The following is a 26,065-nucleotide window of genomic DNA, read 5'->3' on the forward strand; positions in this document are numbered from 1 at the left end:
CGTATACTCGAACATCGACGACGTTTAACCATTCACTGGCAGGGAACGCGGCAATGCAAACGCTGGATATCGACCGCATACTGCAAGGGACGCGCATCCGGAGTCTGTCGGGCCAGGCCTATCAGCAACTGTTCGAGATGATTCAGTTGGGGCGCCTGCCGGCCGGTACGCTGCTGCAGGAGCGCAACCTGGCCGAAGCGCTCGATATTTCGCGCACGCCGGTGCGCGAGGCGCTGAGCCGGCTCGAGCATGAGGGCTTTGCGGTCCGCGTGGCCAGGGGGCAACTGGCGGTCAAGGCACCCTCGGTGCATGAATACATGGAGATCCTGCGGGTGCGGGCCCTGCTGGAGGGCGAGTCGGCGGGGCACGCCGCCCAACGCCTCGCCATCGAGGCTATCGATGTCCTGGTGCAGCAGGTGACCACGCTGCTGGAGACATCCGAGGAGGCCCGCACGTCGGAGCAGCTGCACCGGGTCGACGATGCCCTGCACAACGGCATCGCGCTGGCCAGCGACAACCGGCTGCTGGCCCGGATGGTCGCCGACCTCCGCCTCAAGACTCGGGTATTCGATATGGCCCAGGTACCCGAGCGCTTCGAGCCCGGCTGCCACGAACACCTGGCCATTCTGGAACGGCTGCGGGCGCGGGACAGCCAAGGGGCGCGGGAGGCGATGGAGGCCCATATCGACAACGTCCGCCGGAGCATCATCAACCGTCTGGCGTATATCTGACCCCAATTGCCACGCCGTGGTCGTCGTTCACGCCTGAATCAGCGCCGCTATCACTCGAACCCCCTCGGCAAAGTCCGCCAGGCGCATCGCCTCGTCGGGGTTGTGGCTGCCGTGCTGGTTGCGCACGAACAGCATCTGTGCCGGTATTCCCGCGTTGGCGAAGGTCGCCGCGTCGTGACCCGCGCCGCTTGGCAGCAGGCGATGGGCGATGCCGAGCTCCGAGGCTAGCGTCCGGCAACGCTCGGTCAGGGCGGGGCTCATCGGCGCCGGTTGACTGGCGGTGCGCGGGCCCAGGTCGAAGCGGACGCCGCGCTCGCGTGCGATCCGCTCGGCGGTCGCGAACAGGAAGCGCTCCAGATGGCCCAACGTCTCGGGGCTCTCGCTGCGTACGTCGAGACAGAAACCGACCTCTCCGGGAATCTTGCTGAAGGCGTGCTGCGCCGGCGGGGTCGCGATCTGGCCGACGGTCAAGGTGGCGCTTAGGCCTCGTGTCTCGAGCGCGGCCCACTCCTGCTCCAGGGCCAGTGCCAGTTCGCAGAAAGCCATCAAGGCATCGTGGCGGTGCGCCCTGGCCACGGCGCCGGAGTGCCCCCACTCGCCGAGACAGCGGGCCTGGCGATAGCGGAAGCTGCCCGCGATCCCGGTGACGATCCCCAGGGCCAGCTCCTCCGTCTCCAGCGTGGGGCCCTGCTCGATGTGAAGCTCCAGCATGGCGTGCAGGGGGCGCTGCCCGAGCCAGCTATGGCCGGCCGACACCGCCTCGGGGTCGCCACCGCAGTCCCGCATGTGATCCCCGAGTGAGCGTCCGGTGTCGGCTCTCGTCACGTCCAGATCCTCGGCACGCAGTTGGCCCAGCGCCGATCGACTGCCGAGGTAGGAGGCGGGGAACCAGGTGCTCTCCTCGGCGCGAAACGCCGCCACGATGATGTCGCGTCGGGGCGTGACGCCCGCGCTCAGCAGCCCGGCGATCGCCGTGAAGCCGGCAACGACACCGGCGGCACCATCATAGTTGCCGCCCTGGGGGACGGAGTCGAGGTGCGAGCCGATCAGCCACGCGGGCAGGCTGCGGTCACGACCACGGCACACCGCAAAGTGGTTGCCGGCGACGTCGGCATGGATTTCCAGCCCCAGAGCCTCGGCGGTGTCGACGAACCGTTCGTGAGCGGTTTGCTCGCCGGGGCCGTAGGCATCCCGGGTGATGCCGACCTGCTGCGCATAGGGCGCGGCCAATTCGGTGAACAGCCGCTCTGCCAGGGCGATGTCGGGCAGGATATCGTTCATGAGGTCAACCTGTCGTTCCAGGCAGTGGGGTTGAGCATCTGGGTCGGCGCCTCTCCGCGACTGACGTCGATGACGTGTTGGGCGACCGCCCGCGCCGTGCGCGACATGCTGGCGGCGGTGGAGCCGCCGTTGTGGGGCGAGACGACGACATTGTCCAGTGCCAGCAGCGGATGATCGTAGGGCATCGGCTCGACGGCGAAGACATCCAGCCCGGCGCCCGCCAGGCGATTTGTCGCCAGCGCCTCGGCCAGAGCGATCTCGTCCACCGTGCCGCCACGGCCGGTATTGATCAATAGCGCCGAGGATTTCATCAATCCCAGTTCCCGGTCGCCGATGAGATTCCGGGTCCGCGCGTTGAGGCCGACATGCACCGACACCACGTCGGCGCGTGTCAGTAGCGCATCCAGCGAATCCACGCGCTCGGCGCCCACCTCGGCCAGGGCGCTATCCGGGGCGTTGGGCGAATAGGCGATCACGCGCATGCCCAGCCCCGTCGCCATGCGGGCGGCGCGCTGGCCGATGTTGCCGAAGCCGACCACGCCGAAGGTGAGTCCGTCGAGTTCGAGCATCGGCACACTGTATTTGAAGGCGAAGAAGTCGCCTTCCCGCACGGTACGGTCGGCCAGCGGCACTCGCTTGGCCGCGGCGAACATCAGCGAGATGGCCTGTTCCGCCACCGCCTGGGCGTTGCTGCCCGGCGTATTGGCGACGACGGTGCCATGATCCGTCGCGGCGGGAATATCGATTGCGTCGACGCCGACACCGTGGACGCCGATCACCTTGAGCCGGGGCGCACCTGCCAGCATGGCGCGATTGACTGCGGCGCTGCGCACGATCAGGGCGTCGGCATCGCCGAGTAGCGCCCCGACCGAGCCGGGATCGGCGGCCGGGGCGTCGATGACGCGGATGCCCGCCCGACGCAGTACGTCAACGCCGTCCTGGTGGATGGGTTGGGCGATCACGCAGGTGAAATCGGTCACGCAAAGCTCCTCGTATTGTTATTGATCGCGTCATGGATAAAGTGTCTCGCCACTCGCCGTCGGATCTTGTCGTTGGCGATGGCAAGGGGAATACGCGAATTGCATACTATTGGTATACCATGGCGCAAGGCCATACGACACCGCCTTGGTCGCTCGAGCGATCTTTCAACAACAAACGACGCAACGACTTCAGGAGACACGAGATGAGTACCCGCGTGGACCTCAATTGCGATATGGGCGAGAGCTTTGCCGCCTGGCGCATGGGTGACGACCTCGCCATGCTCGATATCGTCACCACCGCGAACATTGCCTGCGGGTTTCACGCCGGCGACCCGATGGTGATGCACGAGACGCTGACCCAGGCGCGCGAGCGTGGCGTCCAGGTCGGCGCGCATCCGAGCTTCATGGATCTGGTCGGATTCGGACGGCGCCGGATCGAGGGCGAGACCCCGGCGGATCTGGAAAAGCAGTTGATTTATCAGATTGGCGCCATGCGCACCATGGCCGAGGTGGTGGGCCACCCCATCCGCCACGTCAAGACGCATGGTTCGCTCGGCAACATGGCGGCCGAGGATCGGCAACTGGCGCTGGCCGTCTCCCGGGCGATCGTCGCCGTCGACCCCGCCCTGATCCATCTGGCCATGCCGGGCATGCAGACGTCGCTGACCGCGCAGGAACTGGGGCTGCAGGTGGGCAACGAGGTCTTCGCCGACCGAGCCTACGCCGACAACGGCAATCTGCTGTCGCGCAAGCTGCCCGGCGCGGTGATTCACGACCCCGACGTCGCTGCCGACCGGGTCCTGCGCATGCTCGAGGAGCAGGCCGTCACCACGGTTTCCGGCAAGCGCATCCCGCTCGAGATCGACAGTATCTGCGTTCATGGCGATACGCCTGGGGCCGTCGAGATGGCAGCCGTGCTGCGCCGGCGACTCGAGAACGCCGGCGTCGAGATCCGGCCGATGGCAGACATCGTCGCCGCCCGCCAACCGTCGGGAGGTCTCCGTCGATGATTCGATTGGCCGGACGTCTGTCCGTCGTTCGCCCCTCCGCTTCCATCGAAATCAGCGGTCGCGCCGCGACGATGCGGGCCGAGGGGATCGATGTCATCTCGCTCTCCCAGGGCGAGCCCGATTTCGAGACGCCAGTTGCCATCCGCGAGGCCGCCAAGGCCGCGCTGGATGCGGGGGAGACTCGCTATACCGCCGTCGATGGCACGCCCGCGCTCAAGCGGGCTATCGTCGAGAAATTCCGCCGCGACAACGGCCTGGCGTACCGCACCGATGAAATCAGCGTCGGCGCCGGTGGCAAGCAGGTGATCTTCAACGCGCTGATGGCGCTGGTCGACCCGGGCGACGAGGTGATCTTCGCCGCGCCGCACTGGGTCTCCTACCCGGACATGGTGCGCCTGGCCGGTGGCACGCCGGTGGCGGTGCCTTGTCCGGCGGAGACCGGCTTCAAATTGACGCCGACGCAGCTTCAGGCCGCCATCACCCCGAAAACCCGCGTGCTGATCCTCAATTCACCCGGCAACCCGACCGGGGCCGGTTACACCCGCAGCGAGCTGGTCGCGCTGGCGGCGGTGCTGCTGGATCACCCCGATATCGTCGTCCTGACCGACGATATCTACGAGTATCTCGTCTATGACGACTTCGAGTTCTGCACCCTGGCCGAGGTCGAGCCGCGGCTGAAATCGCGCACGCTGACCATCAACGGTGTCTCCAAGGGCCACGCCATGACCGGTTGGCGGATCGGCTTCGGCGCCGGTCCGGCAGAGCTGATTCGGGCGATGGCGGTCATGCAGTCGCAGACGACCTCCAACCCGGCGTCGGTTTCCCAGGCGGCGGCGATCGCGGCACTCGCCCAGCCACCGGACGACATTCAGCGGCGCAATACGATATTTGCCGAGCGGCGCACGCGCTGTGCCGAGGCGATCAATGCGGTCGATGGGCTGGTCTGCCGACTGCCGGAGGGCGCGTTCTACCTGTTCCCGAACTGCGAAGGGCTGCTGGGACGCGAAACGCCAGAAGGCGTGAAGATCGAGGATGACCGGGCGCTGGCGCTCTATCTGCTCGAGTCCGCCCGGGTTGCTGTCGTGCCGGGCAGCGCCTTTGGTCTGCCCGGTCATTTCCGGATCTCCTTCGCCACCGGTACCGAGCCACTGCTCGAAGCCTGCCGCCGGATCGACGAGGCCTGCCAGGCGCTGCACTGACTCGCCATCGTCAGGCGTCGATAACCGGAAGGGCGGCAGGATGACCTGCCGCCCCTTGGCGTCGTCTGCAAGCCTCGAGTCGGTCTCCAAGCATCTGCGTACTGCCTGAACAATGCCTGCGCTCACCATACGGTGTTGACCAGCGACTGGAGCGCCAGCGCGGTCCGCTCTTGACTCCCTCCACCCTTGTCGCGCGCACTTCGTGCCGCGGCGCTGTCCACATCGTCGACCCTGACGATTTGTCGCCAATGCTTGCCTTGGCTGCGCGCCCCGGCCTGGCGGGGCCAGGTGCCGATATTATTGGCAGGTATCGGTGAGACACTACACTAGATCCCGATCAACCCTTCCCACCACTGGCGAATCGGCTTCCACCAGCCGGGGGCGTCTTCGCGCTCGCGCCGGTCGCCGTCGAGATAGACGGTGGCGGTGAGACCGGCGGAGAGCTTGGTCCCTTCGGGAATGTCGTCGAGTGCGATACGCACCGGGATGCGCTGGGAGAGGCGAACCCAATCGAAGGAGGCGTTGACCGTGGCAAGCCCGTTCTGCTGGCTGCTCAAGCTGCTGTCGCTGATGCCGCGGGCGAAGCTGTCCACATGCCCCCATACGGGCCGGTCGCTGGAGAGTAGCTGGATCCTGGCGGGTGCGCCGATGTCGATGCGGTCCAGCTTGGTCTCCTCGAAATAGCCCAGCACGTAGAAACTGTGGGCGTCGACCAGGGTCATGGCATCCGTTCCCACGGTCACGTACTGGCCGGGGCGCAGCAGCAGGTTGGTGACGTAGCCGTCGACCGGCGCGCGCACGGTGGCGCGCTCCAGGTCCAGCTCGGCCTGATCGACCTCGACCTTGGCCTGCTCGACCGCGGCCTGGGCCGTGGCCAGCGAGAATCGGGCGTTGTCCTTGTCCTCCTGGGAGACGTAGTTCTTCAGTCGCTGGCGCCGACTATTGGCGGCCTGGGCCTCGTCACGCTTCTGCACCAGCTGGTGCAGGTTGGCCTGAGCCTCGTCCAGGGCCAGCCGGTAGCGCTGTTGATCGATGGTGAACAGCACGTCGCCTTTCGCCACCCGCTGGTTGTCGTGTACCTCGAGACTGTCGACGAGCCCGGCGACATCGGTGCCGAGATTGACGACGTCGGCGCGGACTCGACCGTCGCGGGTCCACGGGTCGTGCATGTAGTGATTCCAGAGCTGGGCGACGGCGACGATCGCCGCGACGACCAGGGCGAGGGTCAGCAGCAGCCGCACACTCCTGCGGAGTCCGTTAGGCCAGTTCATCAAGGTCTTTTCCTCATCCAGCGATCGGTAGCGAGCCCGTCAGGGCCAGCACCGACCACAACAGCAAAGCGTAGATCGCGATATCCGCGAGTACCGGTTGCCAGAACCAGTGATAGAGCCCCAGGCGCACGAAGACACGCCGGAGAATCAGGTAGAGTCCCAGCGCCACCAGGACCGGCACGGCCAGCGGCGGCATCAGAAATCCCAGGAAGGACCATTCAGCCAGCATGTCGCGACTCTCCGGTAGTGGCCGCCGTCGAGACGTCTGCCGTCTCGGCGTTGGCGTGGGCTTCGAGCGTCACGCCCGGCGCTTCGCGCATCAGGTGGCCCAGCATGGCAATCTCCCCGATGCTGGCGATCGGCAGGTGGGTCTCGTGATAGAGCCGCTCGACCCAGGCGATGGACTCGTCGGCCAGGCTCTGCCAGACGGCGGGGTCGTGGCGTTCGCGGGCGATCAGTCGTACGCCGATGCCGGCAAGCCAGGCTTCGATCTCGGCACGGTGGGGGCCGAGCGCGCCGCGCAGACGGCGGATACGCCATACGCACAGCGCCATGGCATGGAGATCGATGGCTTCGCGCAGGGCTCGATCGCTGCCGCCGAGGGCGACCAGCCGGCCCAGCCGGTCGTAGAGGCGACTCTCCAGGCGGGCGCGGTTGGGCAGCGATTTCTCCCGCATCAGCCGACTCAGGCCGCGCCAGTAGGCGGCCATCAGGATGCGGATGCGCTCGCCCGGCGAGCGCTGGCGCAGCAGGGAGTAGGTGAACATGGCGCAGAGGGTGCCGATGATCGAGGCCAGCCCGCCGTTGATGTAGCGCGCCGGGGCGAAAGTGTAGGTGGAGTTGAGGTTGAGCAGCGTCATCATGGTGATGGCGCCGGCCAGCCCGATCGCCGACCAGCGCGGATGCGGGGTCAGCAGCGTGCCGATGGTCACCGGTACCGCCACCGCCAGCGCCAGCAGCGGGAACCCGTTGATCACCGGCAGCACCAGGAACAGCAGCACGCCGCCGAAGATCACCGCGGCGATCGAGCCCCACAGGAACTGATAGACCACTGCCGCGGGATCGGGCGCCTTGGCGAACAGCATGGTGAAGACGCCCAGCAGCATCATGGCGAGATAGCCGGAGTGCCAGCCGCTGTGGATCCAGAACAAGCCCAGCAGCTCGAAGGCGACGAACACGCGGAAGGCGTTGAAGCGAGCCACGAAATGCTCGTTGTGGGTGGTTCGCGAGCGGCGATCGCGGGGTAGCGTCTCGATCCGCGACGAGGCCGGATCCTCGAGCGCATGGCGCAATCGCCTGCCGTGCTGGAGCAGCCCCAGCACCTCGCCGAGACGCTGGCGCACCAGCTCGGCGCGGGCGCGGCTGCGTGGCTCGACCGTGGTGTCGTCCCAGTCGAAATCGGCCAGCACCAGGCGTTCGCTGGGTTCGCCATCCGGCGCCGACTCGATCGTCTCGAGCAGCGGGACCGCCGCCGTGGCGAGTTGGTTCAGCCAGCGTTCGCCGTCGTCGCAGGCACGCAGATAATCGAGCGCCGTCTGCAGTTCCCGCACGGTGGTGAGCAGTGCCAGGCCATCGGCGGCAAAGCGATCCAGCGCCGGGATGAAATGGCTGAGCCGGCGGGTCTCGAGACGCGTCAATCCCCGCAACTTCTCGAACTGCTGGTAGGTCGCCAGCAGCGCCTTGAGCCCGTCGTCCCGTTGCGCCCGTGAGCGCGGCGTGTCCAGCGAGGCCAGTGTTTCCCTGGCGCTCAGCGAGAGGAAGGATGACAGCGCCCCGGGCAGCGCGCGGCTGCCGAAACGCGGCGCGATGACCACGTGCATCAACAGGCCGCAGCCGATCCCCAGCGCCGTCTCCGTGAAGCGTGCCAGCGCGATCGTCCAGATCTGGTCGACGCCGGTGCCGATGGCCGTCAGCGAGACCAGGGTCGCGGTATAGCCGCTGAGCATCATCACGTAGCCGAGGTATTCGTCCTGCTCGAGCATCACCCAGTACATGCAGAAGGCGAGCCAGCCGCCGGAAAACAGTAGATAGAGCATGGGCTGCTGGCCGAACAGGGCGATCAGCCCCAGCCCGACGACCGCCCCGAACAGGGTGCCGAACAGACGTGCGACGCTGCGCCCGATGATGATGCCGATCGGCGGCGTGCCACCGGTGAACATGACCGGCTGCAGGGTCACGATCATCACCGCCAGGATCGCCCAGGCGGGTTGGTAGAGATCGAGGCGCATGGCCAGGAACAGGGCCAGCCAGACGGCCAGTACCGTTCTCAACGCCAGTAGCCAGTGATCGGCGGGAATTCGAATCATGAATGACCAGCGCCCATGGGTGCGGTCACCCATGGGTCAGTATTGAAGCGGAGTAAAAGTTAGGCTGCGAATAATCACATTCTCTTCGCCGTAAGTCTATAGTTTTGGGCAAAAATCTCTGAGGACGTGCTTATACACTCGGCGAGCGAAGGCGAGGCCAGGCAACGTCGGATGCAAGAAGGAGCGGGCTGACGCTCCAGTTTGCGCTGGGGAAATGCGCATTTTGGGGGAGCTGAGCCCTATGCCTGGCCACCGGACGATGGCCAGGGAAGGTCGGATCGCCTGGCGGTGGCTCGCTTCAGAAGCGGTAGCCGATGCCGCCCATGACAACGATGGGATCGATGTGGACCGTGGTGTCGTGGGACTCGCCGCCGATCGTGGCGGTGGTGTCGGAGTCGATATCCAGGTACCAGGCCGCCGCATTCAATGACCAGTGGTCATCGATCAGCAGGTCGACGCCCAGTTGCGCCGCGGCGCCCCAGGAGTCATCCATCTTCAGACTGCCGCCGTCGACCTTCTCGTCGGAGAAGTGGGTGTAGTTCAGGCCAGCGCCGACATAGGGCTGAACCCGGGCATCGGTACCGCCGAGCGGGTAGTACTGCAGCGTCAGGGTCGGCGGCAGATGCTTGGTGGAGCCCATCTGGGTGCCATCCAGATTGATGTCGTGCTTGAAGCGTTGGGCGGCCAGCAGTTCGATGCCCCAGTTGTCGAGGAAGCGATAACCGAGCGTGAAAGCGAAGCCGCTTTCGTCGTCGACGTCGATCTTGTCGACGCCGATGGCATCGAAGTTACCGTTGTCGCTCTTGGGCGAGACCTTGGCGATACCGAAGTGGGTGAACCAGTCGTCGGCACCGTAAGCGAAGGCGCTGCTGGCGCCGAGCGATGTGGCGACCGCCAGTCCGGCGATGCTCAAGCGGCGTAGGATCGTGTTCATGAATGGCGTTCCCTTGATGGCCCTTGGTGTACTCGCCGCGACCGGTTCGGGTCGTGGCATCGGGATCAGGCTACGACCGAATAACCACAAAAAGAATGTGGTTATTGGTCGCAGAAGTATTCTTAGGGAAACGGGAAACGGGAAACGGGAAACGGGAAACGGGAAACGGGAGGCAGGAAAAGGAAAGAGCCGGCGCCGTGCCGGCTTCAGAGATGGCGCCGCCGCTGTGAGTCCACCGGCCAGTGGGCCATGAGGCGCTGAGCCAGTGGGCGCTCGCAGGCGAGATGGATGCGCGGCAGCCCCAGCCACGTTGCCAGTTGCTCGAACTGCTGCGCCAGGTCGGCGAGTTGCGCCTCCCCGAAGTGGACCTCCGGCTCCGGGTGGAGCGCGAGAACCGTCAGTTCGCCCTCGGCACGACGGGCGCGGAGATCGATGCGGCCGACGAGCCGGTCGCCGTGGAGAAAGGGCATGACATAGTAGCCGTAGAGGCGCTTGCGAGGTGGCACGTAGAACTCGAGGCGATAGTGGAACCCGAACAGCCGCTCGGTTCGCTCGCGGTACCAGACGAGCGAGTCGAACGGTGACAGCAGGGCAGCGGTATCGATTCGCCTCGGCACGCTGGGTTCGCCGAGCAGGTAGCCGGGCTGGCGCCAGCCCTGCACCGCGACCGGCGTCAAGGTGCCGTCCTCGACCAGGGTCTCGAGCGCGGCGCGGGTATCGCTCGGTGCCAGCCGATAGTAGTCGCGCAGGTCTTTTTCGGTGGCCACCCCCAGGGCAGCGGCGGACTGGGCCAGTAGTTGGCGATGGGCTTCGAGCAGGTCGGGCTCGGGCTGGTTCAGCACCGCCGCCGGCAGCACCCGCTCGGGGAGATCGTAGAGCCGTTCGAAGCCCCGGCGGCGGGCAACGGTGACCTCGCCGGCGGCGAACAGCCACTCCAGCGCCTGTTTCTCCTCGCTCCAGTCCCACCACGGGCCGGACGGCCCTTCCCGCGTGTTCAGCGCCCCCGCCCCCAGTGGCCCCTGCTCGCACACGCTGGCCAGCACGCGCTCGATCACGTCGCGCCGCTCCCGCCCGAATCTCGCCAGGTGCTTGTAGATGCCGATGCCGTCCTGGGCGCGGCGCATGCGCCAGCGCATCGCCGGATAGAGCGAGAGCGGCAGCAGCGAGGCTTCGTGGCCCCAGTACTCGAACAACGACCGATGGCGATTGCGGCTCCAGGCCGCCTCGTCGAGCAGTGCCGTCGGATACGGGCCGAGCCGCGACAAAACGGGCAGGTAGTGGGAGCGTGCGAGGGCGTTGACGGAGTCGATCTGCAACACGCCAAGGCGATTCAGCAGACGGTTGAGATGGCCACGGTTGACGGTCTCGGGGGAGGCGGCGCTGAACCCCTGGGCCTTCAGGGCCAGCCGCCGGGCCTGGGCGAGAGTGAGATGACGGTGGGGGGGAGCAGTCACTGGCGGCATGAAAACGACACTGTCTCGGCGATAGTTCGAGAAGCAGTGTCGTTCAGCTGGCCTTGATTGACCAGTGCGAGAAACGGCCAGCGGTGCCGCCGGCCTCGCCGCGTCAGTCGTTGGTCGTCAACGCCTCGATCAGCGTGTCGACGTTGTGCTGGAACATGCCGAGATAGGTGCTGCCTTCGCCATCGGGTGTCAGCGCGTCGGCATACAGCGTGCCGCCGATGGCGATGCCGGTCTCTTCGTGCAACTGGTTGATCAGCGCCGGGTTGCTCATGTTCTCCAGGAACAGTGCCTTGGCATGGCTGCTCTCGATCTGCTGCGTCAACTGAGCCATGTCGCTGGCGCTGGGTTCGGCCAGGGTGTTGATGCCCACCGGCGAGAGCAGCTCGAGGCCGTAAGCGTCGGCAAAGTAGCCGAAGGCGTCGTGGCTGGTGATGATCAGGCGATTTTGCTCCGGAATCTGCGCCATGCGCTGCTTGGTCTCGGCGTCCAGCGCTTCCATCTTCTCGATGTACTGCTCGGCGTTGGCGCGGTAGTCGTCGGCATGGTCCGGGTCGGCCTTCACCAGCGCATCGCGGATGTTGCGGGCGTACTGCTCGCCGTTCTCGAGATCCTGCCAGGCGTGCGGATCGATATCGCCATGATGGTGGTGACCTTCCTCACCGCCATTCGCCGCCTGATCATGATCGTCGTGGTCGTGGTCGTGGTCGTGGTCGTGGTCGTGGTCGTGGTCGTGGTCGTGGTCGTGGTCGTGGCCATCATGATCGTGACCATGATCGTCGCCCTCATCCTCGTCGTGATGCCCCTCGAACGGCCGCGTCTTGATGCCGTCGCTAGCGACCACGATATCGCCCTGGTATTCGCTGGCGTCGATCAGGCGATCGATCCAGCCTTCGAGCTGCAGGCCGTTGACCACGATCAGGTCGGCATCGGCCAGCGACTGCGCATCGGAAGGCTTGGGCGAGAACGCGTGCACGTCGCCATCCGGGCCGACCAGCGAGGTGACCGAGACGTGATCGGCGCCGATGGTCTCGACCATGTCGTCGAGGATGCTGAAGCTGGTGACGACCTTGAGCGGCTCCGCCTGGGCGTAGATCGGTGACAGGGCGGCGACGCTCAGGCCGCCGGCGATGAGGCCCTTGAACAGCGCGGAAGCGATGGATTGGCGTGACATCTTGAATTCCTCGAGTGAAGTTGAACGGTGGAGTGCCGAGTCAGCCGTGGGCGTCCGGCGGCAGCATGGGCTGGACGCGCCGACGCCAGCGGGCAAAGACGCTGTGGTACCGCCCGAACAGCGCGGAGAACAGATAGATGACGCCAGCGAGCAGAATGATGCAGGGGCCGGAGGGCAAGCCGGCGTGATAGGAGAGCAGCAGGCCGCCCACGCTCGAGATCATGCCGATGGCGATGGCCAGCCCCATCAGGCCCTCGAGGCGTTTGGACCAGAAGCGTGCCGCCGTGGCCGGCAGCATCATCAGGCCGACCGCCATCAGCGTGCCCAGCGTCTGGAAGCCGGCCGTCAGGTTGAGCACCATCAAGCCCAGGAACAGGCCATGCACGGCGCCGCCGCGAATGCCCTGGCCGCGCAGGAACAGCGGGTCGAGGCACTCCACCACCAAGATGCGGAAGATCGCGGCCAGCACGATCAGGGTCAGGCTCGACACGCTGACGATCAGCCACAGCGCGGTGCTGTCCACCGCCAGGATCGAGCCGAACAGCACGTGGGTCAGATCGACGCTGCTGCCGCGCATCGAGATCAACATCACCCCGGCGGCGAGCGAGATCAGATAGAAGCTGGCGATGGCGGAGTCTTCGCGATGGCCGGTCAGGCGCGACACGCTGCCCGCCAGCCCTGCCACCAGCAGCCCCGCGATCAGGCCGCCGAAGCTCATCGCCGGCAGCGAGAACCCGGCCAGCAGGAAACCCACCGCCACGCCCGGCAACACGGCGTGGGCCATGGCGTCGCCGACCAGGCTCATGCCGCGCAGGGTGAGGAACACCCCCAGTGGCGGAGCGACCAGGGACAACGCCAGGCCGGCCACCAGCGCGCGGCGCATGAAACCGAAATCGATTAACGGAGAGAACAGCCAGTCGATCATGCCAGCGTCTCCGCCGGGGGAGGGGAGTCGCCGCTGCGGGCGGGCGTCGACCAGGTGCCATGCCCGCGTTCCAGATGCAGGATCCGGTCGGCCAGCCGGGTCATCTGATCGTGGTCGTGCAGCACGATGATGATCGCCGCGCCCTTGGCCGCCATGTCCTGCAGTACCTCGATCAGCACCTCGACGGTGGCGGCATCGACATTGGCGAACGGCTCGTCCAGCAGCAGCAGTTGGGCCTCCTGCATCAAGGTACGGCCGAGCAGGGCGCGCTGGCGCTGGCCGCCGGAAAGCTCGCCCAGCGGGCGGTGCTCGAATGCCTGCAGGCCGAGGCGCTGCATCACCGCCTGACCGCGGCGATACTCCGCCTGGCCGTAGCGCTTGAAACTGCCGTGGGTCGGCCAGCAGCCGCTCATCACCAGCTCCTCGACGCTCATCGGGAAGGTCAGGTCCAGCGCCAGCTGCTGCGGCAGCCAGGCGCGCCGGGCATTGGGTACACGGCAGTCAACCCGACCGCTGATGGGGCGCAGCTCGCCCATGATCCCCTGGACCAGCGTGCTCTTGCCGGCCCCGTTGGCGCCTACCAGCGCGGTGATGGTGCCGGCCTCGAAGTGGCCCTCGATACCCTCCAGCACCATCCGGTTACCCTGCGCCAGCGACAGAGACTCCAGTGTCAGCAGGGTGTTGGGCTCATCCATCGCCTGCGTACTCGATTGCGCCATCAACCGAACACCCCGGCAGCCCAGCCCGCGACGAGCCACAGCACCGCCAGCGGCAACAGCGCCAGCAACACGCGTCGGCCGGCGCCCAGCGACATCAATGAAAAATGGCACGGCCCATCGGGGCGGTGCCGGTGACGATGTGACATGACGATCTCCTGAAACGGAGGCAAAGGTTATAACATAACAAATGATGTGGAAAGGGGAGATTGTGAACGACGCGGTCTTGTAGGAGATCGCCGACGAGCCTTTTGGTGGGGTTGCGGTGCTAAGGGATCTGCGTTACCAACGGTTACGGGGTAAACCGGCAGGTAACGAAACGATGGAAGATCTACCTTCAAGCGATCTCAAAACAATCCTGCACTCCAAGCGGGCCAACCTCTACTACCTGCAGCACTGCCGCGTACTGGTCAACGGTGGACGCGTGGAGTACGTCACCGACGAAGGCAAGCGCTCGGCCTACTGGAACATCCCCATCGCCAATACCACCTCGCTGCTGCTGGGTACCGGCACCTCGATCACCCAGGCGGCGATGCGCGAGCTGGCCAAGGCCGGTGTTCTGGTCGGTTTTTGCGGTGGCGGCGGCACGCCGCTGTTTTCCGCCAATGAAGTCGATGTCGAGGTCGCCTGGTTCAACCCGCAGAGCGAATACCGCCCCACCGAGTACCTGCAACAGTGGGTGCGCTTCTGGTTCGATGATGCGCTGAGGCTGGAAGCGGCACGCCGCTTTCAGCGTGCGCGCCTGAGCCAGGTCGAACGGCACTGGCTGGACGCACGCTTTCAACGCGATACCGATTTCAAGCCTAGCGCCGCCGAGTTGAAGGCGCTGCTCGAGCCCAGCCGCGGGGCCATCGACCAGGCAGCGGACACCACCGCACTGCTGACGGAAGAAGCCCGACTGACCAAGCAGCTGTTCCGGATCGCCACCCAGGCGGTTAGCTATGGCGAATTCGTGCGCGCCAAGAAAGGTAGCGGCGTCGACCCCGCCAACCGCTTTCTCGATCACGGCAACTATCTCGCCTACGGACTGGGCGCCACTGCCAGTTGGGTGCTGGGGCTACCCCACGGCCTGGCGGTGCTCCACGGCAAGACCCGACGCGGCGGCCTGGTGTTCGACATCGCCGACCTGATCAAGGATGCCGTCATTTTGCCGCAGGCGTTCATCTCCGCTAGCCGCGGCGACGAGGAGCAGGCATTCCGCCAGGCCTGCATCGAACGGCTCACCCGCGTCGAGGCGCTGGATACCATGATCGAGGTGGTGCAAGGCGTCGCCGAGCGGTTGGACGGGGAAGCCCGGCGATGAATGTGCTGATCGTCTCCCAGTGCCGCAAGAACGCACTCAGGCAGACTCGCCGGATTCTCGACCAGTTCGCCGAGCGCCGCGGCGAACGTACCTGGCAGACAGCGATCACCAAGGCCGGGCTCGATACGCTGAGAAAACTGCTGCGCCAGAAGGCGCGCAAGAATACTGCCGTCGCCTGCCACTGGATTCGTGGCCACGGCCACAGCGAGCTTATGTGGATCGTGGGCGACGCCTCGCAATTCAACGCCCGCGGCGCGACCCCGACCAATACCACCCGGCGCAACATCCTGCGCGGTGAGGACGAGAACGACTGGCACTCGCTGCGTCAGATTCATCTGCTGGCCTCGATGGCCGCACTGTTCCACGACCTGGGTAAAGCCACCGATGCCTTTCAGCAGCGCCTTTCGGGCAAGCTGGAAGGACGTAACCGCTACCGCCACGAGTGGGTTTCGCTACGCCTTCTCGAAGCCTTCGTCGGTGGCGATAGCGATGCCGGCTGGCTGGCGCGACTGCATCAGCCAACAGCCGAAGACGACGCTTGCTGGCTGACGCGCATCAGGAGAGATGGGCTGGACACCCCTGCAGCAGGAGAATCGCCCTTTGCCCAATTACCGCCGATCGCCGCCGCCATCGGCTGGCTGATCGTCAGCCACCACCGCCTGCCGGCACTACCCGCTGAAAACGACGACGGCTCCCAGAAGTGGGTGGGGGCCAAGTCGATACTCAATGCCAGTACTCTTCCAGCTCTGCCGGAGGCCATTTCGGCCGGCTGGAACGAACGCGTCGAACCGGCAGCTGCCAACGAGCTGACGCCATGGTGGCGTTTTTCGCATGGCCTGCCGGTCACAGACAAACCATGGCGAGAGCGGGCGCAGCGATTGGCCCGGCAACTGGACGAGCTGCATTGGCAGACGCCACCGCTGGAATCGCCCTACGTCATGCATCTGGCCCGACTCGCCTTGATGCTCGCGGACCATCACTACTCGAGCCTCGTCGATGTCGGGAGGCTCAGCGGACCTTGGAACGAGGCGCTCTATGCCAATACCACCTTCCACCAAGGCAAGCGCCAGCGCTGCCAACCGCTGACCGAGCATCTGCTGGGCGTGACGCGCGCCACCGGTGAGATCGTTCACTCACTGCCGGATATCACCACGGCGCTACCGCGAATCGCCCGCCACAAAGGCTTCAGGGCACGCAGCCGTGAGGCCCGCTTTCGCTGGCAGGACAAGGCCTTCGACCTTGCCTCCGGTCTGCGCGACATGAGCCAGGAACAGGGCTTTTTCGGTATCAATATGGCGTCCACCGGCTGCGGCAAGACCATCGCCAACGGGCGCATCCTGTATGCGCTGGCCGACCCCGAGAAAGGCGCACGCTTCTCGATCGCGCTGGGTCTGCGCACCCTGACCCTGCAAACCGGGCAGGCCTACCGCGAACGGCTCGGGCTCGGTGACGACGAACTGGCCATTCGCGTGGGCGGCAGCGCCAGCCGCGCGCTGTTCACGCATCAGCAGCGCGCCGGCGGTTCCGAATCTAGTGCCGAGCTGCTCGATGATCAGGGGCACGTGCTGTTCGAAGGCGATCTGGACGCCCACCGCGTGCTGGGCAAGGCCGTCGCCGACCCGCAGGCGCGTGCGTTGATCCAGGCCCCGGTGCTGGTCTGTACCATCGACCACCTGATGCCGGCCACCGAAAGCCTGCGCGGCGGCGGCCAGATTGCACCGATGCTGCGGCTGATGGGCGGCGATCTGGTACTCGACGAACCGGACGATTTCGACATCGATGATCTGCCCGCGCTGACACGCCTGGTCTACTGGGCCGGTCTGCTGGGCTCCCGCGTACTGCTCTCTTCCGCGACCCTGCCACCGGCGCTGGTGCGTGGTCTGTTCGACGCTTACCGGGAAGGTCGCGCTGACTATCAGCGGCATCGCGGCATGCCTAACGCGCCGGTCGCCCCCATCTGCGCCTGGTTCGATGAGCATGGCTGCACGCACCAGGGCTGCGCCGATGGGGGCGACTTCGATAGTGCCCACGCGGCTTTCGCCCGCAAGCGCGCCGCCCGGCTCGCCAAACTCGATCCCCTGCGACGCGGCACGCGCGTATCTATGTCGGCGCCTTCCAAGCATCCAGACGCCATTCATGAGGCGGTGGCGCAAACCATCCTTGCAGAAGCCTTTGCCCTGCATGATCGACACCACACGAGTGATACGCACAGCGGCAAGCGCGTCAGCTTCGGCCTGGTGCGCATGGCCAATATCGAGCCGCTGGTCGCGGTAGCACAGGCCATCTATCGCGCTGCAGTTCCCGAGGGCACACAAATTCACCTGTGCATCTATCACTCGCAGCTTCCGCTGCTGCTGCGCTCACGCCTGGAAGCCCGGCTCGACCGGGCGCTGGACCGCCGCGATCCAGCGGCGATATTCGAACTGGTCGACATTCGCCGACGGCTCGCCGTCGACGCCGACGATCACCTGTTTGTCGTGCTTGGCTCACCGGTGACTGAAGTCGGCCGAGATCACGATTACGACTGGGCCGTGGTCGAGCCCTCCTCCATGCGCTCGATCATCCAGCTCGCCGGGCGCGTGCGGCGGCACCGGCCCGAGCCGGTCGAGACACCCAATATTGCCCTGCTGGAAACCAACGTGAAGCATCTGAAGGGCGAACGACCCGCTTTTCGCCGGCCAGGCTTCGAAAACAATGATTGGCCGCTGACCAAGCATCGACTGCCTACGCTGCTGCGCGATGAGGAAATCGCCGCCATCGACTCGCGCCCGCGTCTACTGCCGGCCGAGCCCCTCGAGCCCACCAGCAAGCTGGTCGATCTCGAACACGCGCGGCTCACGATGCTGATGGTGGAGGGCGCCGAACCGCCCGGCCAGCGACGCTCGCGTCGGCGCAAGCCGATCCACCTGGGCGCCTATCTGTTCTACCGGCCAACGGCGATGTTACTGAGCGCCGTGGCGATCCAGCAGCAGCCTTTCCGGGAAGACAACGTACCGGATGCCGAGTTCGTGCTGCTACCCGACGAGACCGAAGAAGATTACGGCTTCTGGCGAGTGGATCAGGAAGGCAAGGAGATAAAGCGGACCCCGGTCGAGTTCGAGCTGAACCGCCTACCGGACGAGGCGCTGCACAACCCGCGCGTATCACCCTGGAACGAACCGGACTACCTGGCGGCCTTGAGTGAACAAGCCGAGGCCATGGACATGACAATCGAGCAATGCGCGATGCGTTTCGGCCGCATTCGCCTCAAACCGGATCGAGCCCCGCAGGGGTGGCACTTTCATCCGGCACTGGGGTTTGTGAGACGGAAATAAGGCAGCCAGCCCTGGGGGCCGGCTGCGGCTGCCTGTGCGGCAGATAAACTGGCCACTGATGCTTTGGGCAGTAGTTTTCTCAGCTGCCATTGCGGCAGGAGCAGCATTGTATATAATCGGAGCCATCCGAATCCATGAATCTCCGAACCACTTATTGTTTGGGCTGTAGTGGTTTCTTTTTTTAGGGTGGAGCGGTAGTTTGTCCACGTGGGCACTGGTCCTGCCCACGTGGACATGGAAGCAACGCTGAGGTTGAGAGCCCTCACCCAAGCTCACTGGGTAGGCGTGAGCAGGAGGATGCGCAACGTGGCTGGCCACCACCGCAAGATAATACCCTTCAGATAGGCTTTGCCTATCCAAACCACGCCCCGAGGCAGCAATGCTTCGGGGCTCATTATGCCATGCCTCCACAAACCTCCCAACCAATGGCAACTAGTCCATGTCGGAATTTCCATCACCGACGTCCATTCGCGCGCTGATTGAGCAATTCATTCTTGATCGTTTTCTGACCAAGACGGAAAAGCTCGCGCCGGACGACCCCGTTTATCTCAAACTGCAGCAGCAGTTCGATCCGCAGACCTGGCTTGCCGATGCTGCACGTCGCGTCAGTCAGCTTCAGGTCGTCACCCACTCGCTCAAGGCGATCCATCCCGACGCCAAAGGCACCAATCTCTACGTAGAACCCGGTCAGCTAAAGCGCCGAGAACTGGTGGGGAGCCACTGCCTGCCGGCTGACTTCGAAGGCGATGTCGTAGGTAACGCAGCCGCACTGGATGTCTACAAGTTCCTCAAGCTGACATGGGAAGAACGCTCGCTGCTGGAACGAGCGCTCGATGGCGACGAAGCGCTGATCGAGGCTTTGAGCCAAGACCGAGTGGAAGCAGAAAGCTGGGTGCGTGCCTTCGCGGATATCGTCGAGCCAAAAGGCACGCCAAGCTCTCATGCGCGTGGCAAGCAGATCTATTGGCTGGTGGGCGATAACCCTGCCAGTGACGAAGACTATCGCTTGTTGGCACCTCTCTATGCGACAGCGCTCACCCATCCGGTTCATGCACGGCTGAGCGAGGCACGTTTCGGGGACCACGCCAAGGCGGGCCGCAAGGCACGACGCGAAGATGCCGTTTTTCAGGGTGGCTATGCCGACTATCTGAACCTCTCGGTTCAAAAGCTCGGGGGCACCAAGCCCCAGAACATCTCTCAGCTCAATAGCGAGCGTGGCGGGCAGAACTATCTGCTCGCCTCGTTACCACCCCAATGGCAGTCACGTGAGGTCACGCCCCCTCTACGCACTGAGTCGGTTTTTCCCCGTTTCGGAAGGCGGGCACCAGTGAGGCAGGTGGTCAATGACCTTGTGAGCTGGATGAGACAGAACTCCAAGGAGGATGAAAAACGACAGAAAGAAGGTAAAAGACTGCGAAAAGCGGTACAGGATCGAAACTACCATAAAGATCTTGTTGCATCGCTAACCGACGAACTCTTGCTATTCACCTTCGAGCTACATCGCTTACCGGCAGGCTGGTCGACAGATGCTGAATGCCGTCTGGTTTTAGCAGAACAATACTGGCTGGATCCGGGCCGGGCAGCACAAGACGTCGATTTCGATAGCAACTGCCGACAGTCGCAATGGCATGAAGAGGTAGCTCTGCGTTTTGCCAGATGGCTACGCCACGCTATCGATCGTCGAGTGACGACAGGCCTTGGCGATCCGGAACATGACTTCTGGGCCAAGCAGGTTGAGGTCGTAATGGAAAGCCTCCGCCGCCAGCTCGACGACCTGCAAGATGCGCTGCATGACGACGAGGAAGACGCAGGAGACCTGACATGATCGATTCCATCTCACATCTCCTGGTTCTACCCCATCTACGCATCCAGAACGCCAACGCCATTTCCAGTTCGATGACCTGGGGCTTCCCTGCCATGAGCGCCTTCATGGGCGCTGTTCAGGCACTGGAGCGCAGTCTGCCCGACGATATCCAGATTGTCTTCGACGGTGTCGGCGTGGTGTGTCATCACATCGAGCCGCAGGTCACCGAGGGCGGATTTACCCGGGCGTTTCACCTCACGCGCAATCCCGTGGACAAGTCCGGCGCCACGGCAGCCATCGTCGAGGAAGGACGCGCGCATCTGGACGTGACCCTGCTGATCGGCATCGAGTCCGATGGCGACGATCTGAGCAATGCCGAGCGCCGTCGGGCCATTGCTCGCCAACTGTTCGATCAGGTGCAGAGCATGCGAATCGCCGGTGGCAGCGTCATGCCGTCTCTGAACGAGTCAAGGCGGCAGCGCCCCGAGCTGATCACCTTCGATGACAACGAAGAGGAACGCAGCAAACAGTGGCGACGCCTCAAGCGACGTCTGCTGCCTGGCTTTGCGTTGGTGCTGCGAGATGACTATCTGACCGAGCACACGAAAACACTCGAGGCCGAAGACGACAACGCGACCGCCCTGGACGCCTGGCTCGATCTCTGCCGGCTCAACCACGAGTGCCGAATCGAGACGCATCAAGATAAGGATGGCCAGACCAAGGAAGTGGCGAAGTGGGAGATTCGCCGCCCCTACCCTGGCTGGCTGGTGCCCATCCCGGTCGGCTATGGCGCGATTTCCGAGCTATTCGATCCCGGCGAGGTCGCCAATGCGCGTGATTCGCGGGTGCCGTTCCAATTCGTCGAGAGCCTTTATTCGATCGGCGAGTGGGTCAGCCCGCATCGACTGCGCACCCCGGACGCGCTGTTGTGGTTCGTCGACAACGATCTCGAACGTGGTGTTTACCGCCTCACCAACGACTACAGCCTGACCCATTCCAACGCAGACTGATCATCAAGGAGAATCCATCATGGCCAAGAACGACGCTCTGAAAACCGCTTCCGTCCTCGCCTTCGAGCGCAAGCTCGACCCCTCCGATGCGCTGTTCAGCGCCGGCAACTGGGATAAGCGCGACCAATTCACCGCCTGGCCCCACATCCCGGTCACGGAAAAGTCCGTGCGCGGCACCATTTCCAACCGCCTGAAGACCAAGGATCAGGACCCGGCCAAACTCGATGCCGCCATCGAAAATCCCAATCTTCAGACCGTAGACGTCGCCGCGCTGCCCCACGATGCCGACACCCTGGCGGTACACTTCACGCTGCGCGTGCTGGCCGGCGCCGGTACTCCCTCGGCCTGCAACAGTGCCGACTATCAAGCCAAGCTAAAGCAGGCGGTCGAGAGCTACGCCAGCGAGCACGGCTTTAAGGAACTGGCCCATCGCTACGCCTGCAACCTCGCCAATGGGCGCTTCCTGTGGCGCAACCGTCTCAAGGCAGAAGCGCTCGAAGTGACGGTGCGCCAGACCCGGGCCGGGGCGACCGAACAAGCGTGGACCTTCGGCGATGCCCTGGAGCGCTCGACCCGTGACTTTACTGGCGACGAGCAGACTCGCACGCTGGGCGAAGTGATCGCCAAGGCACTGGCCGGCGAGCAATACCTGCTGCTGGATGTGGTCGCTTTTGCGCGCATCGGCGCCGGCCAGGAAGTCTTCCCGTCGCAGGAGTTGATCCTCGACCGCGCCCGCGGCGACAAGAGCAAGACGCTCTACAGCATCGGCGACGACAAGAGCGCCGCCATTCACTCGCAGAAGATCGGCAACGCCCTGCGTACCATCGACACCTGGTACCCGGCGCCGGCGGACGGCAGCGATCTGGGGCCGATCGCCGTCGAGCCCTACGGCTCGGTGACCACCCAGGGAACGGCCTACCGCCAACCGAAGCAGAAAGTGGACTTCTACAACCTGCTCGACAACTGGCTGCTCAAGGACCAGGCGCCGGCAACCGAGCAGCAGCACTTCGTGATGGCGACCCTGATCCGTGGTGGTGTCTTCGGCGACGCGGGGTGAACCATGGACCACTACATCGACCTTCGCCTGCGTCCCGACCCGGATTTTCCGCCATCCATGCTGATGGGCGCGCTCTATGGCCGGCTGCATCGTGCGCTGTTCGACCAGGACGCGAACGACATCGGCGTGAGCTTTCCGGATCACAAGACCGGCGTGCGAGCACGCACGCCGGGTGACCGACTACGCCTGCACGGAAAACACCAGAGCCTGACGCAACTCATGGTGCAACCCTGGCTCAATGGCATGCGCGAACTCGTCGAGACCGGCGACATTCTGCCAGTACCCGACGGAGTCCTGCATCGCGTGGTCAGGCGCCGGCAGTTCAAGACCGGCAACGACAGCCAGGTGAAGCGCTACGCACGGCGTCACGCTATCGACCTCGAAGAGGCGCGAGCGAGGTTCGCAAGCAGCAGCGAACCACGCATTACCCTGCCTTTCGTTTCACTCAACAGCCGGTCCAGTCAGCAACGCTTCGCCCTGTTCATCGAGCACGGCGAACCGCAGCCGACACCGGCTGATGGCTCCTTCAATCAATACGGCCTGAGCCAGGGGGCAACTATCCCCTGGTTCTGACCCTTTTTTCGCGCGCTTTTATGGCACTCGGAAAAACAAGGGGTTAGCGGCGCATCCGCAAAAAGGGAGGCGTCGCACTTTATGGCTATTGCTCTTTAACAATCAGGGTATTAGCTTGGAAAAGCTCTAGTGCGCTGCCGCCCAGGCAGCTCAGAAAATGACCACAGCAGAACACGCCCGGCTACGGCTGTGCGCTGCCGCCCAGGCAGCTCAGAAAGCACCGCCGAGGAAGTGGCGGTTGAGGCGATGGTGCGCTGCCGCCCAGGCAGCTCAGAAATTCAAGCTCATCGACTACGCGGGCGTGAAAGTGTGCGCTGCCGCCCAGGCAGCTCAGAAATCGACCACCGCACTCGCAAGACCACCAGTGGTGTGCGCTGCCGCCCAGGCAGCTCAGAAATGCCCGCCTACACCGAAGACAGCGCGGCCGGAGTGCGCTGCCGCCCAGGCAGCTCAGAAAGCCTTGCTGCCGGATGGCTGTGCGTGTACTGCGTGCGCTGCCGCCCAGGCAGCTCAGAAAGCCGAAAAATGCCTCTTCATGGTCAGCGACGGCGTGCGCTGCCGCCCAGGCAGCTCAGAAAGTCGGCAAGCGTGACGGCAAGCCGCTAAAGGCGTGCGCTGCCGCCCAGGCAGCTCAGAAATACACGCCAACGGATACCGCAAACCTGCCTGAGTGCGCTGCCGCCCAGGCAGCTCAGAAAGATGAACGGCTACCGCCGTTGCGCCGGATAACGTGCGCTGCCGCCCAGGCAGCTCAGAAAGGAATGAGAACCATCGACAACAGCTGGAATCGGTGCGCTGCCGCCCAGGCAGCTCAGAAAGCCATGCAGCGCGCTAGCGCATTCACCCCATCGTGCGCTGCCGCCCAGGCAGCTCAGAAAGCCCACACGGCAAAGTCGTGTGGCCACATGCTGTGCGCTGCCGCCCAGGCAGCTCAGAAAGTCAGGGCGGCGGCTTTGCGCTGCAGCCCAACGTGCGCTGCCGCCCAGGCAGCTCAGAAACTGTTCCAGGCGCTCGACGAACTGGCCGAGCAGTGCGCTGCCGCCCAGGCAGCTCAGAAAAGAGCGCGGCGAGAACGCGCGCCACTCTGAGTGTGCGCTGCCGCCCAGGCAGCTCAGAAAGAACTGACCGGATGGACGCCGCGAACTATCGAGTGCGCTGCCGCCCAGGCAGCTCAGAAAATCGGATTGCCAGAAAACACTCAGAGACCAAGGTGCGCTGCCGCCCAGGCAGCTCAGAAAAGAACGAACCATCAGCATCAGCCACGGATATCGTGCGCTGCCGCCCAGGCAGCTCAGAAATGCTGAAGAAATCGGACCTGCGCGACGCCGGCGTGCGCTGCCGCCCAGGCAGCTCAGAAACGAACAGAGCCTGGCTGGGCTGAGCGCTTCAAGGTGCGCTGCCGCCCAGGCAGCTCAGAAAAATCGCCCTGATCCTCGGAAGGCGGTCGGCTTGTGCGCTGCCGCCCAGGCAGCTCAGAAAAGTCTGTCGAGTCAGCTTCCTGCCACTGGAAGGTGCGCTGCCGCCCAGGCAGCTCAGAAATCTGGGCGTATTCGGACGAACAGGGCGCAATCGTGCGCTGCCGCCCAGGCAGCTCAGAAAGTAATGAGGTCCGCGTGGTGCAAGGACGAGACGTGCGCTGCCGCCCAGGCAGCTCAGAAACTCATCGACCACATCTACGCCGATCGCTACTGGTGCGCTGCCGCCCAGGCAGCTCAGAAAGAAAGAAAGCCCATCGCCAGCAAGGCGGGCTCGTGCGCTGCCGCCCAGGCAGCTCAGAAAGACAAGGAGTGGAACTCAAGCGACGTCCTGGCGTGCGCTGCCGCCCAGGCAGCTCAGAAACCATGCGCCCAAAGGCGCTGTTGATGGCCATGGTGCGCTGCCGCCCAGGCAGCTCAGAAAACGAATGTTAGTGTAAACCTTACGCCCTTCGGGTGCGCTGCCGCCCAGGCAGCTCAGAAAGCTACGTCATGCAGCACGATACCAAACAGGAGGTGCGCTGCCGCCCAGGCAGCTCAGAAACTCATCAAAACGTCTTCTGCTAGCTCCCGGATGTGCGCTGCCGCCCAGGCAGCTCAGAAAACCGCCAAGGGCAAGCGCTCGGAAGAGAACACGTGCGCTGCCGCCCAGGCAGCTCAGAAACCAGCGAGTACATCGCGCTCGAGTGGAGCGATGTGCGCTGCCGCCCAGGCAGCTCAGAAATTCTCGACCAGATCAGCAACTGGACGCATTACGTGCGCTGCCGCCCAGGCAGCTCAGAAATCGGTGCTGCGGCGATCGCTGCATTCACCATTGTGCGCTGCCGCCCAGGCAGCTCAGAAATGTTCGAGCTGTTCCGTGCCAAGTTCGGCGTAGTGCGCTGCCGCCCAGGCAGCTCAGAAAATTGGCGATGATCGTCGCCAAACCTTTCCCGGGTGCGCTGCCGCCCAGGCAGCTCAGAAACTGCCCTGCTGCTCTGGACATGAGCGGCCAATGTGCGCTGCCGCCCAGGCAGCTCAGAAAACCGAGACCTACGCCGGCCAATACTGGCGCGGGTGCGCTGCCGCCCAGGCAGCTCAGAAATCAGTATCCGTCGCTCTCGTCCGTCATTTGCCGTGCGCTGCCGCCCAGGCAGCTCAGAAAATCATTGGGACAGACCAGCGAACAACGATTCAGTGCGCTGCCGCCCAGGCAGCTCAGAAACTCGATCATTCTCGCCCTGCACCCAATCCATAGTGCGCTGCCGCCCAGGCAGCTCAGAAAACCAAGGCCCGCAAGGTGCCCCCGGTCAGCCCGTGCGCTGCCGCCCAGGCAGCTCAGAAAAACGACATCGCGATCACCGGGCGCCAGCCGAGGTGCGCTGCCGCCCAGGCAGCTCAGAAATATCTGCTGTACATGAGACACCTTGGAACGGTGTGCGCTGCCGCCCAGGCAGCTCAGAAATACCAGATTGCCCCTGAACCGGGTAATTACAGGTGCGCTGCCGCCCAGGCAGCTCAGAAAAGGTGCGGGTGTTGATTTGGTAATAGCCTCGGGTGCGC

General features: G+C 64.6%; 20 protein-coding genes and 1 CRISPR repeat array (1 of these 21 only partly in view). Of the genes, 9 read left to right on the forward strand and 11 right to left on the reverse strand.

Features of this window, described 5'->3' with window-relative positions:
- Positions 1-53 precede the first annotated feature (53 nt).
- On the forward strand, positions 54-731 hold the full coding sequence (locus DOM54_RS07720; protein ID WP_110715760.1) for a GntR family transcriptional regulator: 678 nt from the start codon (positions 54-56) through the stop codon (positions 729-731).
- Positions 732-758: 27 nt separating this feature from the next.
- On the opposite strand, the gene DOM54_RS07725 is transcribed toward DOM54_RS07720, so the two are convergent.
- Positions 759-2,012: a Zn-dependent hydrolase gene (locus DOM54_RS07725; protein WP_110715761.1), complete on the reverse strand. Its 1,254-nt coding sequence runs from the start codon at positions 2,010-2,012 to the stop codon at positions 759-761.
- A complete protein-coding gene (locus tag DOM54_RS07730; protein WP_110715762.1) occupies positions 2,009-2,992 on the reverse strand; it encodes a hydroxyacid dehydrogenase in 984 nt (327 codons plus the stop codon). The genes DOM54_RS07725 and DOM54_RS07730 overlap by 4 nt, the downstream gene beginning before the upstream one ends.
- A 203-nt stretch (positions 2,993-3,195) precedes the next feature.
- Here DOM54_RS07730 and DOM54_RS07735 point away from each other — a divergent pair, with 203 nt between their 5' ends.
- Together DOM54_RS07735 and DOM54_RS07740 are read left to right on the forward strand one after the other, a co-directional pair.
- On the forward strand, positions 3,196-4,002 hold the full coding sequence (locus tag DOM54_RS07735; RefSeq protein WP_110597541.1) for a LamB/YcsF family protein: 807 nt from the start codon (positions 3,196-3,198) through the stop codon (positions 4,000-4,002).
- A complete protein-coding gene (locus DOM54_RS07740; protein ID WP_110715763.1) occupies positions 3,999-5,201 on the forward strand; it encodes a pyridoxal phosphate-dependent aminotransferase in 1,203 nt (400 codons plus the stop codon). Before DOM54_RS07735 ends, DOM54_RS07740 begins: the two co-directional genes overlap by 4 nt.
- Before the next feature lie 326 nt (positions 5,202-5,527).
- On the opposite strand, the gene DOM54_RS07745 is transcribed toward DOM54_RS07740, so the two are convergent.
- From DOM54_RS07745 to DOM54_RS20190, 9 genes are all read right to left on the reverse strand, one after another.
- Entirely contained in the window at positions 5,528-6,472 is a 945-nt protein-coding gene (locus tag DOM54_RS07745; protein WP_110715764.1) for an efflux RND transporter periplasmic adaptor subunit, read from the reverse strand.
- Positions 6,473-6,485: 13 nt separating this feature from the next.
- Positions 6,486-6,701 carry a DUF1656 domain-containing protein gene (locus DOM54_RS07750; protein ID WP_110715765.1) on the reverse strand — a complete coding sequence of 72 codons (216 nt, stop codon included), beginning with the start codon at positions 6,699-6,701 and terminating at the stop codon, positions 6,486-6,488.
- Positions 6,691-8,778: an FUSC family protein gene (locus tag DOM54_RS07755; protein ID WP_162619790.1), complete on the reverse strand. Its 2,088-nt coding sequence runs from the start codon at positions 8,776-8,778 to the stop codon at positions 6,691-6,693. The genes DOM54_RS07750 and DOM54_RS07755 overlap by 11 nt, the downstream gene beginning before the upstream one ends.
- A gap of 298 nt (positions 8,779-9,076) precedes the next feature.
- The gene (locus tag DOM54_RS07760) at positions 9,077-9,712 is read right to left on the reverse strand and encodes an OmpW/AlkL family protein (protein ID WP_110715767.1); all 636 of its coding nucleotides are present in this window, start codon (positions 9,710-9,712) and stop codon (positions 9,077-9,079) included.
- A gap of 206 nt (positions 9,713-9,918) precedes the next feature.
- Positions 9,919-11,175, reverse strand: a complete 1,257-nt coding sequence (locus DOM54_RS07765) for a winged helix-turn-helix domain-containing protein (RefSeq protein WP_110715768.1) — start codon at positions 11,173-11,175, stop codon at positions 9,919-9,921.
- A 103-nt stretch (positions 11,176-11,278) separates the two neighbouring features.
- The gene (locus DOM54_RS07770) at positions 11,279-12,346 is read right to left on the reverse strand and encodes a metal ABC transporter solute-binding protein, Zn/Mn family (protein WP_110715769.1); all 1,068 of its coding nucleotides are present in this window, start codon (positions 12,344-12,346) and stop codon (positions 11,279-11,281) included.
- A gap of 40 nt (positions 12,347-12,386) precedes the next feature.
- Entirely contained in the window at positions 12,387-13,271 is an 885-nt protein-coding gene (locus tag DOM54_RS07775) for a metal ABC transporter permease (protein ID WP_110597533.1), read from the reverse strand.
- A complete protein-coding gene (locus tag DOM54_RS07780) occupies positions 13,268-13,990 on the reverse strand; it encodes a metal ABC transporter ATP-binding protein (RefSeq protein ID WP_240613810.1) in 723 nt (240 codons plus the stop codon). The genes DOM54_RS07775 and DOM54_RS07780 overlap by 4 nt, the downstream gene beginning before the upstream one ends.
- Positions 13,990-14,136, reverse strand: coding sequence for a hypothetical protein (locus DOM54_RS20190; RefSeq protein ID WP_167404608.1), 147 nt, complete (start codon positions 14,134-14,136; stop codon positions 13,990-13,992). The genes DOM54_RS07780 and DOM54_RS20190 overlap by 1 nt, the downstream gene beginning before the upstream one ends.
- 173 nt (positions 14,137-14,309) lie before the next feature.
- Here DOM54_RS20190 and cas1f point away from each other — a divergent pair, with 173 nt between their 5' ends.
- The 6 genes from cas1f (at position 14,310) to cas6f (ending at position 23,048) form a co-directional block, all read left to right on the forward strand.
- Positions 14,310-15,290: a type I-F CRISPR-associated endonuclease Cas1f gene (cas1f, locus tag DOM54_RS07785; protein ID WP_110715771.1), complete on the forward strand. Its 981-nt coding sequence runs from the start codon at positions 14,310-14,312 to the stop codon at positions 15,288-15,290.
- Positions 15,287-18,604, forward strand: a complete 3,318-nt coding sequence (cas3f, locus tag DOM54_RS07790; RefSeq protein ID WP_110715772.1) for a type I-F CRISPR-associated helicase Cas3f — start codon at positions 15,287-15,289, stop codon at positions 18,602-18,604. The genes cas1f and cas3f overlap by 4 nt, the downstream gene beginning before the upstream one ends.
- Positions 18,605-19,043: 439 nt before the next feature.
- Complete coding sequence (gene csy1 / locus DOM54_RS07795; RefSeq protein ID WP_167406506.1) at positions 19,044-20,429, forward strand: type I-F CRISPR-associated protein Csy1; 1,386 nt, start codon at positions 19,044-19,046, stop codon at positions 20,427-20,429.
- A complete protein-coding gene (gene csy2 / locus DOM54_RS07800) occupies positions 20,426-21,418 on the forward strand; it encodes a type I-F CRISPR-associated protein Csy2 (protein WP_110715773.1) in 993 nt (330 codons plus the stop codon). Before csy1 ends, csy2 begins: the two co-directional genes overlap by 4 nt.
- 19 nt (positions 21,419-21,437) lie before the next feature.
- Positions 21,438-22,475: a type I-F CRISPR-associated protein Csy3 gene (csy3, locus tag DOM54_RS07805; RefSeq protein ID WP_110715774.1), complete on the forward strand. Its 1,038-nt coding sequence runs from the start codon at positions 21,438-21,440 to the stop codon at positions 22,473-22,475.
- Between the two features lie 3 nt (positions 22,476-22,478).
- Positions 22,479-23,048: a type I-F CRISPR-associated endoribonuclease Cas6/Csy4 gene (gene cas6f, locus DOM54_RS07810; RefSeq protein ID WP_110715775.1), complete on the forward strand. Its 570-nt coding sequence runs from the start codon at positions 22,479-22,481 to the stop codon at positions 23,046-23,048.
- Between the two features lie 129 nt (positions 23,049-23,177).
- A CRISPR array of direct repeats spans positions 23,178-26,065; the repeat unit is 28 nt; unit sequence GTGCGCTGCCGCCCAGGCAGCTCAGAAA; it runs 862 nt beyond the window's last position.

Origin of the sequence: Salinicola acroporae (assembly GCF_003206615.1) — a bacterium.
Classification (GTDB): Bacteria; Pseudomonadota; Gammaproteobacteria; order Pseudomonadales; family Halomonadaceae; genus Salinicola; species Salinicola acroporae.

Bases quoted from the DNA above. Each gene is read 5' to 3' on its own strand.
- DOM54_RS07720 (WP_110715760.1), top strand. From the start codon at position 54: ATGCAAACGCTGGATATCGACCGCATACTGCAAGGGACGCGCATCCGG.
- DOM54_RS07725 (WP_110715761.1), bottom strand. From the start codon at position 2,012: ATGAACGATATCCTGCCCGACATCGCCCTGGCAGAGCGGCTGTTCACC.
- DOM54_RS07735 (WP_110597541.1), top strand. From the start codon at position 3,196: ATGAGTACCCGCGTGGACCTCAATTGCGATATGGGCGAGAGCTTTGCC.
- DOM54_RS07740 (WP_110715763.1), top strand. From the start codon at position 3,999: ATGATTCGATTGGCCGGACGTCTGTCCGTCGTTCGCCCCTCCGCTTCC.
- DOM54_RS07745 (WP_110715764.1), bottom strand. From the start codon at position 6,472: ATGAACTGGCCTAACGGACTCCGCAGGAGTGTGCGGCTGCTGCTGACC.
- DOM54_RS07750 (WP_110715765.1), bottom strand. From the start codon at position 6,701: ATGCTGGCTGAATGGTCCTTCCTGGGATTTCTGATGCCGCCGCTGGCC.
- DOM54_RS07755 (WP_162619790.1), bottom strand. From the start codon at position 8,778: ATGATTCGAATTCCCGCCGATCACTGGCTACTGGCGTTGAGAACGGTA.
- DOM54_RS07760 (WP_110715767.1), bottom strand. From the start codon at position 9,712: ATGAACACGATCCTACGCCGCTTGAGCATCGCCGGACTGGCGGTCGCC.
- DOM54_RS07765 (WP_110715768.1), bottom strand. From the start codon at position 11,175: ATGCCGCCAGTGACTGCTCCCCCCCACCGTCATCTCACTCTCGCCCAG.
- DOM54_RS07770 (WP_110715769.1), bottom strand. From the start codon at position 12,346: ATGTCACGCCAATCCATCGCTTCCGCGCTGTTCAAGGGCCTCATCGCC.
- DOM54_RS07775 (WP_110597533.1), bottom strand. From the start codon at position 13,271: ATGATCGACTGGCTGTTCTCTCCGTTAATCGATTTCGGTTTCATGCGC.
- DOM54_RS07780 (WP_240613810.1), bottom strand. From the start codon at position 13,990: ATGGCGCAATCGAGTACGCAGGCGATGGATGAGCCCAACACCCTGCTG.
- DOM54_RS20190 (WP_167404608.1), bottom strand. From the start codon at position 14,136: ATGTCACATCGTCACCGGCACCGCCCCGATGGGCCGTGCCATTTTTCA.
- cas1f (WP_110715771.1), top strand. From the start codon at position 14,310: ATGGAAGATCTACCTTCAAGCGATCTCAAAACAATCCTGCACTCCAAG.
- cas3f (WP_110715772.1), top strand. From the start codon at position 15,287: ATGAATGTGCTGATCGTCTCCCAGTGCCGCAAGAACGCACTCAGGCAG.
- csy1 (WP_167406506.1), top strand. From the start codon at position 19,044: ATGTCGGAATTTCCATCACCGACGTCCATTCGCGCGCTGATTGAGCAA.
- csy2 (WP_110715773.1), top strand. From the start codon at position 20,426: ATGATCGATTCCATCTCACATCTCCTGGTTCTACCCCATCTACGCATC.
- csy3 (WP_110715774.1), top strand. From the start codon at position 21,438: ATGGCCAAGAACGACGCTCTGAAAACCGCTTCCGTCCTCGCCTTCGAG.
- cas6f (WP_110715775.1), top strand. From the start codon at position 22,479: ATGGACCACTACATCGACCTTCGCCTGCGTCCCGACCCGGATTTTCCG.